Annotated in this window: 9 protein-coding genes; 6 read left to right on the top strand and 3 right to left on the bottom strand. The window is 68.4% G+C overall.

Annotation, left to right across the window (positions count from 1 at the left end):
- Nucleotides 1-93: 93 nt before the first annotated feature.
- The gene (locus AAC979_RS10595; protein WP_371346788.1) at nucleotides 94-1,335 is read left to right on the top strand and encodes a class I SAM-dependent methyltransferase; all 1,242 of its coding nucleotides are present in this window, start codon (nucleotides 94-96) and stop codon (nucleotides 1,333-1,335) included.
- A gap of 9 nt (nucleotides 1,336-1,344) precedes the next feature.
- On the opposite strand, the gene AAC979_RS10590 is transcribed toward AAC979_RS10595, so the two are convergent.
- Nucleotides 1,345-2,631: a hypothetical protein gene (locus AAC979_RS10590; protein ID WP_371346787.1), complete on the bottom strand. Its 1,287-nt coding sequence runs from the start codon at nucleotides 2,629-2,631 to the stop codon at nucleotides 1,345-1,347.
- 290 nt (nucleotides 2,632-2,921) lie between these two features.
- Between AAC979_RS10590 and AAC979_RS10585 the strand changes: the two genes are divergently transcribed.
- On the top strand, nucleotides 2,922-5,474 hold the full coding sequence (locus AAC979_RS10585) for an HWE histidine kinase domain-containing protein (RefSeq protein ID WP_371346786.1): 2,553 nt from the start codon (nucleotides 2,922-2,924) through the stop codon (nucleotides 5,472-5,474).
- Between the two features lie 91 nt (nucleotides 5,475-5,565).
- Here the strand turns inward: AAC979_RS10585 and AAC979_RS10580 are convergent, their stop codons facing one another.
- Nucleotides 5,566-6,237: a TetR/AcrR family transcriptional regulator gene (locus AAC979_RS10580; RefSeq protein ID WP_371346785.1), complete on the bottom strand. Its 672-nt coding sequence runs from the start codon at nucleotides 6,235-6,237 to the stop codon at nucleotides 5,566-5,568.
- Nucleotides 6,238-6,363: 126 nt separating this feature from the next.
- Between AAC979_RS10580 and AAC979_RS10575 the strand changes: the two genes are divergently transcribed.
- The 4 genes from AAC979_RS10575 (at nucleotide 6,364) to AAC979_RS10560 (ending at nucleotide 12,164) form a co-directional block, all read left to right on the top strand.
- A complete protein-coding gene (locus AAC979_RS10575; RefSeq protein ID WP_371346784.1) occupies nucleotides 6,364-7,539 on the top strand; it encodes an HlyD family secretion protein in 1,176 nt (391 codons plus the stop codon).
- 17 nt (nucleotides 7,540-7,556) lie between these two features.
- On the top strand, nucleotides 7,557-9,128 hold the full coding sequence (locus AAC979_RS10570; RefSeq protein WP_371346783.1) for a DHA2 family efflux MFS transporter permease subunit: 1,572 nt from the start codon (nucleotides 7,557-7,559) through the stop codon (nucleotides 9,126-9,128).
- A gap of 542 nt (nucleotides 9,129-9,670) precedes the next feature.
- Nucleotides 9,671-11,236: a 2-isopropylmalate synthase gene (locus AAC979_RS10565; RefSeq protein ID WP_371346782.1), complete on the top strand. Its 1,566-nt coding sequence runs from the start codon at nucleotides 9,671-9,673 to the stop codon at nucleotides 11,234-11,236.
- A gap of 181 nt (nucleotides 11,237-11,417) precedes the next feature.
- Nucleotides 11,418-12,164, top strand: coding sequence for a DUF930 domain-containing protein (locus tag AAC979_RS10560; RefSeq protein ID WP_371346781.1), 747 nt, complete (start codon nucleotides 11,418-11,420; stop codon nucleotides 12,162-12,164).
- Nucleotides 12,165-12,254: 90 nt separating this feature from the next.
- On the opposite strand, the gene AAC979_RS10555 is transcribed toward AAC979_RS10560, so the two are convergent.
- Nucleotides 12,255-14,267: a DUF6600 domain-containing protein gene (locus AAC979_RS10555; protein WP_371346780.1), complete on the bottom strand. Its 2,013-nt coding sequence runs from the start codon at nucleotides 14,265-14,267 to the stop codon at nucleotides 12,255-12,257.
- Between the last annotated feature and the right edge of the window lie 79 nt (nucleotides 14,268-14,346).

Here is a 14,346-nt window from a genome sequence, read left to right as displayed (position 1 = left end):
CCATCGCCCGCCCGCGCTTGACAGGGCGGGGGCCCTTATGCCCGATGCCGCAAGGCGGACCGGCGGGGGCTCGCCGTGCAGGCGGAGCGTTCCATGCGGTTTCTACCCCATCTCCTCAAGCGGTTCGTCCATAAGGGCCAGCTGACGGTCATCGAGCCCAATGGCACGCGCACCGTCTTCGGCAGCGGCGAGGACGGGCCGAATGTGGTGATGCGGCTGAAGGACGAGAAGCTCGACCGCGAGCTGTTCTTCAACCCAGAGCTGGTGTCGGCCGAGGCCTATATGGACGGAAGGCTGACCTTCGAGGACGGCTCCACCGTCTATGATTTCCTCATGCTGTTCTCGGTCAACCGGCGCGGCCTCGCCTCGCATCCGGTGCAGCAGGCGTTGCGGCGTTCCTGGCGGGCGCTCAAGCGCTGGCACCAGTCGAATCCGCTGGGCCGCTCGGCCAGCAATGCCCAGAGCCATTACGACCACCCGCCGGAATTCTACCGGCTGTGGCTCGATTCGCGCATGATCTATTCCTGCGCCTATTTCCCCACCCCCGACGCCTCGCTGGAAGAGGCCCAGGAAGCCAAGCTTCGCCACATCGCCGCCAAGCTGAAGCTGGAACCCGGCATGCGGGTGGCGGAGATCGGCTCGGGCTGGGGCGCGCTCGCCATCTATCTCGCCGAGCTCGGCGTGCATGTCACCGCCATCAACGTCGCCACCGAGCAGCTTGCCGAATCGAAGAAGCGCGCCGAGGCGGCCGGCGTCGCCGACCGCATCACCTTCTTCGAGCGCGACTATCGCGAACTCACCGGCCGCTTCGACCGCATCGTCTCCGTCGGCATGATGGAGCATGTCGGCGTCAATCATTTCGACGACTATTTCAACACCATCAAGCGGTTGCTGGCGCCGGGCGGCTTTGCCATGATCCACGCCATCGGCCGCATGTCGCCGCCCGGCTCGACCGCGCCCTTCATCCGCAAATACATCTTCCCCGGTGGCTATGTGCCGGCCATGTCGGAAGTGTTCACCTCGCTGGAGCGGGTCGGGCTGTGGACGGCCGACTGCGAAATCCTGCGCCTGCATTATTACTGGACCATCCGCCACTGGCGGCAGAACTTCGAGGCCAAGCGCGGCGAGGTGGTGGCGATGATGGGCGAGCGCTTCGCCCGCATGTGGGAGTTCTACCTCGTGGCGGTGGAACTCGGCTTCCTGCACGGCTCGAACATGGTGTTCCAGTTGCTGCTGTCCAATGAGCGCGACGACGTGCCTGTCATCCGCGACTTCATTACCGATGGCGAGCGGGCGCTGGCGGCGCGCCCGGTTCAGGAGCTGCCGCCTCAGTAGCTCTGGGGTTCAGTAGCTCTTGAGCCCGTCCCGGCTCAGCACCGCCAGCGCGGTGCTCCGGCCGTCCAGGGCGATGTCGGCTTCCCATTCGCCGCAGCGCACCCGCCTTGTGCTGCGGGCGGTCTCGTCCTGCCAGGGGTCGATCGCCATCACCACGCAGGAGCCGTCATCAAGTTCGACGGTGCGGACCAGCGGCTGGCGTTCGCGCCAGGCGACATGGGCCGGGGTGTCGAGGACGAGCCGGCCACGGCCGATCTTCTCCGACAGCGCCGCCACGCGCTGCAGCGAGCGGACATAGCGCGGAAGCTGACGGTAGGGCGGGCGCGCGGTTTTCAGTTGCGGTTCCCAGCCCCACAGCACCACGCCCTTGGCGCCGCTGAAATAGGGGATGATCGCCATCGCCTCGGCGAGATAGCCGGGCACCTCCTGCCCGCTCAGTTTCTCATTGGAAATGTGGAACTGCAGCCATTCATAGGCATAGACCGGGCGGTCGCCGAAGGGGCGGGTCCGCAGGTAGTTCTCCTCGACATTGGCGGCCATGTAGAACACCGAGTCGGGCTGGTCGAAGAACAGGTAGATGCTGGAAATGTAGAAATCGACATAGGGGTCGATATACTCCCAGAGCTGCGCATCGGTGCGGTGCGAACCGTCGATCTGCGCCGCGTCCTTGCCGGCGATGCCCCAATAGTCGCGCCGGAATGGCTGCACGCCGTAAAGCCCGACCACGGCGTCGGGATAGCGCTCCTTGGTCCAGAGCAGCGGTAGCCAGAACCATTCCGCCCATTTCTTGTAATAGGCTTCCTCGAACGCCGCCAGCGAGGTCGCGCCGGAGGCAAGGCGGGCCGCCGTATCCCCATGCGCCTTCTCGATGTTCTCGACGAAGGGGAATTCGATGTCCTGGACGTAGATTCCGCTGGGCTTGCCGTTCTCGATGGCGCGGCGGACCACCAGCTCGAAATTGGGCGGCATGTCCCAGGGGTTGGCGCTCGGCCCGTCCTTCGCCGGGTTGATGTCCCGGCGCGGCTTGCCCCAATAATCGGAATAGGTGTTGACCAGCGTCACCGGCTCGAAGCCATGGGCCAGGGCCTGGCGGGTATTTTCCCCCCGAGAACCGTCGCCGACATTCCAGAACGCCTTCAGCCCGCCGCGCATCTGGAAGCGGGGAATGCCGTCCCAGCTCAGCGTGTCGGCGGCGGGCGCTTGCGCCGCCGCGCCGCGCGGCGACAGAAGCGGCGCTGCTGCCAGCGCAAGCGCCAGCATCGGGACCGCCGCTCGGACCATGCCGGGGAATCGCATCGCCACCTCCTCCTCGCCTGATGCGCGCCTCTGACCGGAAGAATCGAGCCATTTGATGATCGCGCGCAAGAGGCGGGGGCCGGCGCAGAGAAACGGGAACCCGGCGGGGGGTATCGCGTTCTCCGTAGCTACCAATCGTGAGTGAATTGAAAAGCCCAGCATGTCGCGCGCCCTTTGCCGTCTTTCGCCCCGCCCGCGGCTTCGCCGCTCCGGCCTTGTGTCCCCGGCGGCGGGTGCCGGCGTCCCCGGTTCCGGCGGCCCGGCCATGAGCCCGAGGGGCGGGGCGCGTCATGTCGGCGGGTGAGCGGGTCGACCTGTCCAATTGCGATCGCGAGCCGATCCATATCCCCGGCAGCGTGCAGTGCCATGGCTGCCTGATCGCCTGCGACCCGCAGGGCGGGGTGGTGCGGCGCCATTCCAGCAACGCGGCCGAGATGCTGGCGCTGACGGGGCCGCTCATCGGCCGCGATCTCGGCGAATTGCTCGGCGCGTCGGCGGCGGCGCGCATCCGCGAGGCGCTGGCTCGCGGCACCGACCCCTCGTCCCCGGCGCTGCTGTTCAATGTCGAACTCGCCTCCGGCGGGCGCTTCGACGTGTCGGCCCATGTCTTCAACGGCGCCAGCCTCATCGAATTCGAGGTCGCCTCGGCCGAGGATGGGCCGGCGCTCGACCTCGCCCGCTCCATGTTCGCCCGCGTGCGCGGCGAGAAGGACATCGACAGGCTGCTCGAACACTCGACCCGGCTGGTCCGCAGCCTGCTCGGCTATGACCGGGTGATGATCTACCAGTTCGCCGAGGACGGCGCCGGACAGGTGGTGAGCGAGGACAAGCGCGAGGATCTGGAGAGCTTCCTGCACCAGTGGTTCCCGGCCAGCGACATTCCCCAGCAGGCGCGCACCCTCTATGTCCGCAACATCGTCCGCGTCATCGGCGACGCCAATGGCGAGCGCTGCCCGCTGGTGCCGGAGGAGCACCCGCTCGACGACCCGCTGGACCTGTCCTTCGCGCATCTGCGCTCGGTGTCGCCGATCCATCTCGAATATCTCCGCAATATGGGGGTCGCCGCCTCCATGTCGATTTCCGTCATCGTCGATGGCCAGCTCTGGGGGCTGGTGGCGTGCCACCATTACGCGCCGCGCGTGCTGCCGATGGCGGAGCGGGTGGCGGCGGAGATGTTCGGCGCCTTCTTCGCCCTGCATCTGCAGGCGCTGAAGCAGAAGCGCACGCTCGATGTCGCCACCATGGCGCGCCGGGCGCTCGACCGCGTGCTGCGCCTCGCCTCGCAGGAGGAGGATATTGGCGAATTGCTGCGCACCAATCTCGCCGACTTCGCCAAGCTGATGCCCTGCGACGGCATCGGCCTGTGGCTCGGCGGGCAGTGGAGCGCGGAAGGCGCGGTGCCGCCGGCTGCCGAGATACCCGGCCTTGCCAATTTCATCGGCGAGCGGGCCGAGGGCAAGGTGTGGGCGAGCCATGAACTGTCGACCGTCTGGCCGCGCGCGGAAGCGTTCTGCGCCGAGGCGTCCGGCGTGCTGGCGCTGCCGCTGTCGCAACTGCCGCGCGACTATCTGCTGTTCTTCCGCAAGGAGATCGTCCACACGCTCGACTGGGCCGGCCGGCCGGAAAAGACCTATGAGACCGGCCCCCTCGGGGATCGGCTGACCCCGCGCAAGAGCTTCGCCATCTGGAAGGAGACAGTGCGCGGCAAGGCGAGTCCGTGGACCGATGCCGACCGCGAAATCGCCGAGGCGGCGCGCTCCACCCTGGTGGAAATCGTGCTGCGCCATAATGAGCTGATGGCGGATGAGCGCGACAAGGCCGACACCCGCCAGCGCCTGCTCAATGAGGAGCTGAACCACCGGGTGAAGAATATTCTCGCGGTGATCAAGTCGCTGGTGGAGCATTCCCTGCGCGACGGCCGCAGCACGCAGGATTATGTCGAGAGCCTGCGGGGGCGGGTGCAGGCGCTGGCCATCGCCCATGATCAGGTGGTGCGCGGGGCGGGCGGCGGCTCGCTCGGCGATCTGCTGCGCGCCGAACTCTCGCCCTATGGCGGCGATGGCAGCCGGCTGAGCTTGAGCGGGCCCACCGTCTGGCTCGATGCCCGCGCCTTCTCGGTCATGGCACTGGTGCTGCATGAACTCTCCACCAACGCCGCCAAATATGGCGCGCTCTCGCGCCTTGGCGGGCGGCTGGAGGTGACGTGGCGCATCGAGCCCAACGGCGACTGCGCGGTGGTGTGGCGCGAACAGGGCGGGCCGGAGGTGGTGGCCAGCCGCCGGCGCGGCTTCGGCATGGCGCTGATCGAGCGCAGCGTGCCCTATGATCTCGGCGGCACCAGCCGGCTGGAATTCGCTCCCGCCGGGCTGGTGGCGCATCTGTGCCTGCCGTCCCGCCATGTCTCCACCTCGTCCGGCAAGGACGGGGAGGGGGCGGAGGGCGAAGCCGGCGCCGGGGCGCAGGCGCAGGCCGCCTCACTTGCCGAACTCGGCGTGCTGCTGGTGGAAGACCAGATGCTCATCGCCATGGATGTGGAGATGATGCTGAATGATGCCGGCATCGACAATGTGGTGACGGCGCCTTCCGCCGCCGAGGCGCTGCGCCGGCTGCAGGATTTCACGCCCGATGTGGCGGTGCTGGATGTCAATCTCGGCGCCGGCACCTCGGCCCCAGTGGCGCAGGAACTGCAGCGGCTCGGCGTCCCCTTCCTCTTCGCCACCGGCTATGGCGACCGCTCGATGATCCCGGCCGGCTGCGAGGACATTCCGGTGCTGCCCAAACCTTATGAGAGCGAGCCGCTGATCAAGTCGCTGCGGGAAATCCTCGAACGCAAGGCCGCCTGAGGCCGTCGCGGGCCGGGCGGCGCCGAGCGCGTTTTCGAGCGAAGCGGATACCGGTTCGCGTGAAGAAAACGCGACCCAACAGTCAAATGATCTAGCGGCGCGGTGGCCGCGTCCCGCTCCGCTGCGCGCCGTAATAGGCAAGGAACACCCGCACGGCGCGTTCCACCGTCGCCGCGATTTCCGCCGGGGAGGGCGGCGCGTTGACGCCGAACAGCAGACCCTTCACCTGGTTGCTCTGGCACAGGTTGAAGAAGGCATAGGCGGCGGCGAGATCGTCGTCGATGGCGAGCCGGCCGAGATCGGCCTGCTGGCGCAGCAGATTGGCGAGGCGCTGCCCGCCCTGGCAGGGGCCGGCCTCGAAGAAGGTGCGGCCGACACGGGGAAACCGCTCCGCCACCGACATCACCATGCGCACCAGCCGGATATGGTCGGGCTGCACCATCATGGTCATGAAGGAGATGCCGATCCGGCGCAGCAGGCTCTCGACATCGTCGATGCTGGGGTCGAACTCGAAAAGCTGCTCGGCCGAACGGGCGCGGTCATTGTGCACCAGCGCCTCGAACAGTTCTTCCTTGCTGGAGAAATAGACATAGATCGTCGCCTTGGAGACGCTGGCCGCCTTGGCCACCTCATCCATGCTGGCGGCGTCGAAGCCCTTTTCGAAAAACACCTTCCGCGCCCCGTCGATGATGTCGCGGCGCTTGGACGATTCCGGTTCCGAGCGCGCGGGCGCGGCGGCGGTGTCGATGTCGGTCATGCTCATGGCTACCCTCAGCCTCCTGATAGGGCGCGCGGAACGCTGTTGTCAAAGGACTTGACTAAACTGTTTAGTTTGATATGTAAAGCTGCATATGAACTAAACGGTTTAGTTACGTTACGGAGGGCGGTCATGGCGCAGGCCGAGATCAAGGCAGTGCCGGATGCGGAGATGGAGCGGGTGCCGGCCGGCGAGCCGATCCCGATCACTTCGCGCAAGCCGGCGCCCGAGGTGGCGGCGCCGCCGGCGCCGGCCGACACGGCCCCGACGCAGCCGCCGCGCTCACGCAGGAAGCTGGTGGTGGGGGCGGTTCTGCTCGCCCTGTTGGCGGGCGGGGGCTATTACGGCGCGAACTGGTGGCAGGTGGGGCGGTTCATGGTCTCCACCGACGACGCCTATGTCGGCGCCGACACCTCGATCCTCGCCGCCAAGGTCGGTGGCCATGTCGTCGCTTTCGATGTCGACACCAATCAGCCGGTGAAGGCGGGTGATGTCATCGCCCGCATCGACGATGGCGACTATCGGCTCGCGCTCAAGGCGGCGGAAGACAAGATCGCCACCCAGCAGGCGACCATCGCCCGCTATGGCCAGCAGATGGACGCCGCGCGGGCGGAGGTCGATCAGGCGCAGGCGGAGCTCACCTCGGAAAATGCCGAGCTGCAGCGCGCCGAACTCGAACTCAACCGCCAGACCCAGTTGATGAAGGACCAGTTCTCCAGCCGGGCGACGCTGGAAACGGCACGCGCCGACCGCGACAAGGCGCAGGCCGCCGTCGATGCCGCCAAGGCCAAGGTGATCTCCGCGCAGGCCAATGTCGCGGTGCTCGACGCCCAGCGTACCGAGGCCATGCGTACGCTCGACGAATTGGAGACCGCCCGCGACCAGGCCCAGCGCGATCTCGACTTCACCGTCGTCAAGGCGCCCTTCGACGGCGTGGTCGGCAATCGCGCGGTGCAGGTGGGGCAATTGGTGCAGGCCGGCACGCGCATCGCCGCACTGGTGCCGATGGCGCAGGTCTATGTCGACGCCAATTTCAAGGAGACCCAGCTCGGCCGGCTGCATCCGGGCCAGAAGGTCGATGTCGAGGTGGACGCCTATCCCGACGAGACCTTCCATGGCCGCGTGGTCAGCGTCGCCCCGGCCTCCGGCTCGGTGTTCAGCCTGCTGCCGCCGGAGAACGCCACCGGCAATTTCACCAAGATCGTCCAGCGCGTCCCGGTGCGGATCGAGCTGGATGAGGCCGCCCGCGACAAGGCGGAACTGCGCCCGGGCATGTCGGTGGTCGCCACCGTCGACACCCGCGGCTGAGCCTTCAGGAGGCGCGCATGTCCGACATCACAGCCACGCCCGGAGCCGCGCCCCGCGCCGCCTCCAGCGAGGGACGGCGCATGTTCGCCTTCCTGTGCATGGTGTTCGGCATGTTCATGGCGATACTGGACATCCAGATCGTCTCCGCCTCGCTCTCGGAGATCCAGGCCGGGCTCGCCGCCTCCTCCGACGAAATCTCCTGGGTGCAGACCAGCTACCTCATCGCCGAGGTGGTGATGATCCCGCTGTCGGGCTTCCTGTCGCGGGCGCTGTCGACGCGCTGGCTGTTCGCCGCCTCGGCGGTGGGCTTCACGGTGATGAGCTTCATGTGCGCCACCGCGACCTCGATCGACCAGATGATCGTCTACCGCGCGCTGCAGGGCTTTCTCGGCGGCGGCATGATCCCCACCGTGTTCGCCGCCGCCTATTCCGTGTTCCCGCGCGAGAAGCAGGGCGTGGTGGCGCCGCTGATCGGCCTGGTGGCGACGCTGGCGCCGACCATCGGCCCGACCATTGGTGGCTATCTCACCGACCTGTTCTCCTGGCACTGGCTGTTTCTGGTCAACATCGTGCCCGGCATCTTCGTCATCATCACCACGGTGACGCTGGTGGACTTCGACGAGCCCGACCTCGCTCTGCTCGACCGCTTCGACTGGTGGGGGCTCCTCTTCATGGCCGGCTTCCTCGGCAGCCTCGAATTCGTGCTGGAGGAGGGGCCGACCAATGACTGGTTCGAGGATGAGTGGATCGCCATCTTCGCCGTGCTCGGCGCGGTGTCGGCGGTGGCGTTCTTCGCCCGCGTCTTCATGGCCCGCGAGCCGGTGGTCGATCTGCGCGCCTTCGCCAACCGCAACTTCGCCGTCGGCTCGGCCTTCAGCTTCGTGGTCGGTATCGGGCTTTACGGGCTGACCTATCTCTACCCGCTCTATCTCGCCCGGGTGCGCGGCTATTCGGCGCTGATGATCGGCGAGACCATGTTCGTCTCCGGCCTCGCCATGTTCCTGTGCGCGCCGATCGCCGGCCGGCTGATGGGCAAGGTCGATCCGCGCGCGATGATCGGCTTCGGCTTCGCCGCCTTCGCGGTGGGAACGTGGCAGGTGACGGGGCTGACTGCCGACTGGGACTTCTGGGAGCTGCTGGTGCCGCAGATCCTGCGCGGCGTTGGCATCATGATGGCGATGATCCCGATCAACAACATCTCGCTCGGCACCCTGCCGCCCGACCAGCTCAAGAACGCCTCCGGCCTGTTCAACCTGATGCGCAATCTCGGCGGCGCGGTGGGGCTCGCCCTCATCAACACCGTGCTCAACGACCGCTGGGATCTCCACCTCGCCCGCCTGCACGAGAATGTGCAATGGGCGAATGCGGCGGCGGTGGAGCGGCTCGATTCCATGACCCGCGCTTTGTCCGCCATGGGCTCGGATGCCGGGACGGCGGCGCTGAAGCGTATGGCCGGGCAGGTGCGCATCCAGGCCGAGGTCATGGCGTTTTCCGACGTGTTCCTCGTGCTCACCGTGCTGTTCGTCGTGCTGTTCTTCGCCGCACCGCTGCTGCGCCGGCCGACCCACAAGGTGGAAGGGGGACACTGAATCACCGCTTTCCCGCCGGTCCCGGCCTGTCCGGGCGCGGTGGGGAGGAATGTCATGCCGGGCCGGGCCGGATCGCCACGCTTCGCGGAGCGGTCGCCCCCCCCATTCCGCCGGCACGGAGACCCGGTCGCCGGCCCGGCATGACGCCCTTTTTCGCCGAGGCCCGTGGCGCGCAGTCTTGCCCGCACACTTGCCCGCACAGTTGCCCGCGCCCTTTGCCCGCGCCCTTTGCCGTGCTCCCTTGCCGTTTTCCCCGCGCTCGGCTATGACCTTGCGCCAGAGCAACCTCGCGAGAGCCGAGCCGTGACGACTTCGTCCGCCCGCCGTTCTTCCGCGACCCCGACCGCGCTGCGGTTTGCGGGGAAGGCTCTTCTTGCGTCCGGGCTCCTTCTTCTTAGCCGCCCCTGAGGGCCGGCCGGGCTTCGCGCCTGGGCGCTCAGGGGATGACGCCTCCCGCCACACTGTCAGAATTGCACCGGACGATGCCGCGAGGGCCAGAAGGCCCTGCCGCTCCCGGTGCCGGAGCCGAGAAGGAAGCCCACATGTCCAACCCTCATGACCGCGTCGTCATTTTCGACACCACGCTGCGCGACGGCGAGCAGTGCCCCGGCGCCTCGATGACGCTGGAAGAGAAGCTGGAAGTCGCCGATCTCCTCGACACGATGGGCGTCGACGTGATCGAGGCCGGCTTCCCCATCGCCTCCAATGGCGATTTCGAGAGCGTCGCCGAGATCGCCCGCCGCACCAGGCGCGCGGTCATCGCCGGCCTCGCCCGCGCCATTCCCGCTGACATCGCCCGCGCCGGCGAGGCGGTGAAGTTCGCCCAGCGCCCGCGCATCCACACCTTCGTCTCCACCTCGCCGATCCATCTCGAACACCAGATGCGCAAGACGCAGGATCAGGTGATCGACATCATCACCGCCACGGTGACGCAGGCGCGCAACCTGGTCGACGACATCGAATGGTCGGCGATGGACGCCACCCGCACCCCCATCGACTATCTCTCGCGCTGCGTGGAGACGGCGGTGAAGGCCGGCGCCACCACCATCAATCTGCCGGACACGGTGGGCTATGCCACCCCGTCGGAATATGAGGCGATGTTCCGCCAGGTGCGCGCCTATATCCTCGACCGCGTGCCCAATGGCGAGCAGATCATCTTCTCCGCCCATTGCCATGACGATCTCGGCCTCGCGGTGGCCAATTCGCTGGCGGCGCTGGCCGGCGGCGCGCGGCAGATCGAATGCACCATCAACGGCCTCGGCGAGCGCGCCGGCAATGCGGCGCTGGAAGAGGTGGTCATGGCCATCCGCACCCGCGGCGACGTGCTGCCCTTCGCCACCGGCATCGAGAGCACCATGCTGACCCGCGCCTCCAAGCTGGTCTCGGCCGTGACCTCCTTCCCGGTGCAGTACAACAAGGCCATCGTCGGCCGGAATGCCTTCGCCCATGAGAGCGGCATCCATCAGGACGGCATGCTCAAGAACAACACCACCTATGAGATCATGACCCCCGACAGCGTCGGCGTGTCCAAGACCTCGCTGGTGATGGGCAAGCATTCCGGCCGCGCCGCCTTCCGCGACAAGCTGAAGGCGCTGGGCTACGAGCTGGGCGAGAACGCTTTGAACGACGCCTTCAGCCGCTTCAAGGAACTCGCCGACCGCAAGAAGGTGGTCTATGACGAGGACATCGAGGCGCTGGTCGATCACGAGATCGCCGCCGCCCATGACCGCATGAAGCTGGTCTCGCTCAGCGTCATCGCCGGCAGCCACGGCCCGCAGCGCGCCACCATGAAGATGAAGGTGGACGGTATCCTCGTCACCGAGGAATGCGAGGGCAACGGCCCGGTGGATGCGGTGTTCAACTGCATCAAGGCCATCGTCCCGCATGAGGCGAAGCTGGCGCTCTATCAGGTTCACGCCGTGACCGAGGGCACGGATGCGCAGGCGGAAGTCTCGGTGCGGCTGGAGGATGGCGACAAGGCGGTGACCGGGCGCGGTTCCGACCCCGACACGCTGGTCGCCTCGGCGCAGGCCTATATCATCGCGCTCAACAAGCTGGCGACCAAGCGCGGCAGCCTGAACGCGCAGGCGCAGCCGGCGGCGGAATAGTCCGTTCCGCGCGACGCGCACGCCCTGAAACGACGAGAGCCCCGGCCGATGGCCGGGGCTTTTTTGATTCGACGGCGCGTGCCTGTCGCGGCGGCACGCGCGGTGGCGGCCATAATGCTGCCGGGCGCATCGGGGATGGCTTTGGCGACCACCGGAGGCTCCCCGTGCCGGCCCATCCCGCATGATCGCCGTCTCGTCCCTGCCGGGCGCCGTCCACGGTCTGCTGGAAGCTGAAGAGCGCCGCCCGCCGCCGGCCCGCTCCGCCGCCGAGGCCGCGCGGCTTGCCGCCTCTGCGCTGCTGCATCTCGGCGTGCTGGCGGCCCTTGTACTGGTGGGGGCCAGGAGTCTTCCCGAGCCGGCGGACGTGCCGGCGCTGGAAACCGAGATCATCAGTTCCCGCGATTTCGCGGCGCTGCGTGCCGTCCCGGCGCCAGTCGTTTCCCCAGCCCCCGTACCGTCATCGCCCTCGGCGGAAGCCCTGCCGCGCGCGGGCGGGGCGTTGCCTCAGGCGCATGCGTCGCCCGCAAAGTCTGCCGCACCGGAGATGATATGCCCCGCGCGCATGCTCTCGGAACAGGCGCTGGACAGTCCGCGCAGCCGGGGCCTGCGCCGCGAACTGGCGCGGCTGGGCGAAGAGGATCGCCTCGCCCAGATCTGCGATCTCGAAGCGATGGAGCAGATCCACGCCTGGCGCCCGGACTTCCAGCCCGACCGTCTGGTCGATTACGCCTCGGGCGATACAGCGCTGGAGGGTGCGGTGTTCACTGCCAAGGGCGGCGCCTTCCGCAGCCAGCGCCACTGGTACGAGGTGTCGTACCGCTGCGCACTCGACCCGTCGCTGCGCAAGGTGGTGGGCTTCGCCTTCCATGTCGGCGCGGCGATCCCGCGCGAGGACTGGGACAGCTTTAATCTTCCGACGCTGCATTGAGGGGACGCGCCGGTCCGGGCACCTCGCAGCGCAGCCGCCTCTCACGAACAGAGCCCCGGCGTCGCCGGAGCTCTGTAGGTTTAGCCGAAGCTACTGGGCGCCGGGCGGGATGGGGGGCTGGCCCGGCTTGCCGCCGCCGCCACCCTGTCCGCCGCCGCCGCCGCCACCGCCTCCGCCGGGCGGACGCGGCTGACCCTGTGGCGGGCGCGCCGGCTGGTTTGGCGCCGGCCGGGCCTGCTGGGGAGCCGCCTGCGGCGGCTGCTGGCGCTGCTGCCTCTGTTGCTGACGCTGTTCCTGCTGCGCCTCCTGCTTCTGCTGACGCTCCTGCTGGTTCTGCTGCCTTTGTTGCTGGCGTTGTTGCTGCTGCGCCTCCTGCTTCTGCTGACGCTCCTGCTGGCGGGCGCGCTGCTGTTCCTGCTGGGCGTCCTGCTTCTGCTGGCGTTCCTGCTGGCGGGCGCGCTGCTGCTCCTGCTGGGCCTCCTGCTTCTGCTGGCGTTCCTGCTGGCGGGCGCGCTGCTGTTCCTGCTGGGCCTCCTGCTTCTGCTGGCGCTCCTGCTGGCGGGCGCGCTGCTGCTCCTGCTGCGCCTCCTGCTTCTGCTGACGCTCCTGCTGCTGACGCTCGATCATCTCCTGATTGCGCCGGGCCCGGTCGGCATTGCTCTGCGGCTGCGCGGGGCCGGGGCGCGCCGCCGCCGGCGGCTGGCCGGGCACCGGAGACGGCGTCGCGGGCGGATTTTGCGCCGTGCCGGGCGCGCCGGGGCGCCCGGGGGTCGCGTTGCCACCGGGGGTGTTCGGCCCCCCGGGACGCGCCGGAGCCGCATCGGGGCCTCCCGGAGCGCCTTGAGTGGCGCCGGGCGCCGCCGGTCCACCGGGACGGCCCGGCCCCATGCCGGGACCGCCGGGGCGCGGGCCGGGCTGGTTCTCCACCCGGTCCACCACACGCTGCGCCTTGGCGCGCTGCTGCTCGCGCAGCTTTTCATAGACGGCGCGGCGCTGCTGCAGCGCCTCGCGCTGCTGGCGCTGCAGGGCATCGGCGCGGGCCTCGGCCTGCTGGCGCTCCTCCCGGATCCGGTCGGCCCGCTCGCGTTCAAGCTCGCGCACCTGCCGGCGGAAGCGGTCGGGGTCGTCGAAGCGGCGTTCGCGCAGGTCGCGGCGGCGGTCGGGGTCGAGCACGTTGAGCAGCGCCGCCGAGGGAGCGAGCCAGCCCGGCACGTCACTGTCCTCGCGCACATATTGCCGGATCAGCGGCCGGCGGTCCGGCTCGATCTCGCGCACATAGCGCGGCGGCGGGCCGCGCCGGTCGCTGAAATCGAGGCGCGGCGCGAAGATGCCGAGACGCCCGCCATTGCCGTCGAAGAACACGTCGTCGCGATTGTCGACATAATAGACCTCGCGCGTCACCAGCCGTTCGCGGACCGGCGCGTCATAGACGCGGTAGCCGAAGCCGCGATTGACGTAATAGCCGTCATTCCAGCTCGGCTCATACACGTCCGGCGCGGCGGCGATATAGACGCTGATCTGCGGGATCGGCGCGATATGGACGGCGATGTCCTCCTCCGCCATGTAGCGGTCCTCGACGAACACCCAGCTTTCCGCCACCGGCGGGGCGTAATGGTCCGGCCGGCCGGTGGCGAAGCCGGCGCGGTCCGGCGCGATCGGCGCCCAGCCGGTGCGCCCGCCGCCGCGCCGCCACGTCACCCAGGCCGGCGCCCAGGTGTCGCCCGGCACCCAGAACCAGCCATAGGCGGGGTCATAGCCCCAGCGGCCATAATGATAGGTCGCCCAGCCGAAGGGCTCATAGGATTCCCAGTACCAGCCATATTGCTCGGTCCACACCCAGCGCCCTTCCTGATAGGGGCGCCAGCCCGGGCCGACATCGCTGGGAATGAAGACATAGTCGTAATCGGGATGCGCCACCCAGGTGCCGAAGCGGCCGAGCTGGTCATAGAACAGGTTCACGTCCATCGTCGCGGCGCCGCCCTGCGGGCCGGCCTGCGCCAGCCGTATCGGCGCGTTCTGCGCGAAGGCGGGCAGTGTGGCGACGCCGGCGAGAAGGCTCGCGCCAATCCCGGCGGCGAGCAGGGGGCGGGTCAGGCGAAGCATGGGCACCTCCGGCAGCTTTGCGGTGGTCTTCAACGCCGCCGCCGCCGGAAGGTTTCAAATAATTGCGGCGTGTCTGGGC

This window comes from Ancylobacter sp. IITR112, from assembly GCF_041415945.1.
GTDB lineage: Bacteria > Pseudomonadota > Alphaproteobacteria > Rhizobiales > Xanthobacteraceae > Ancylobacter.
The sequence above is the reverse complement of the archived record's forward strand: the minus strand, read 5'-3'. Positions and strand labels throughout refer to the sequence as shown.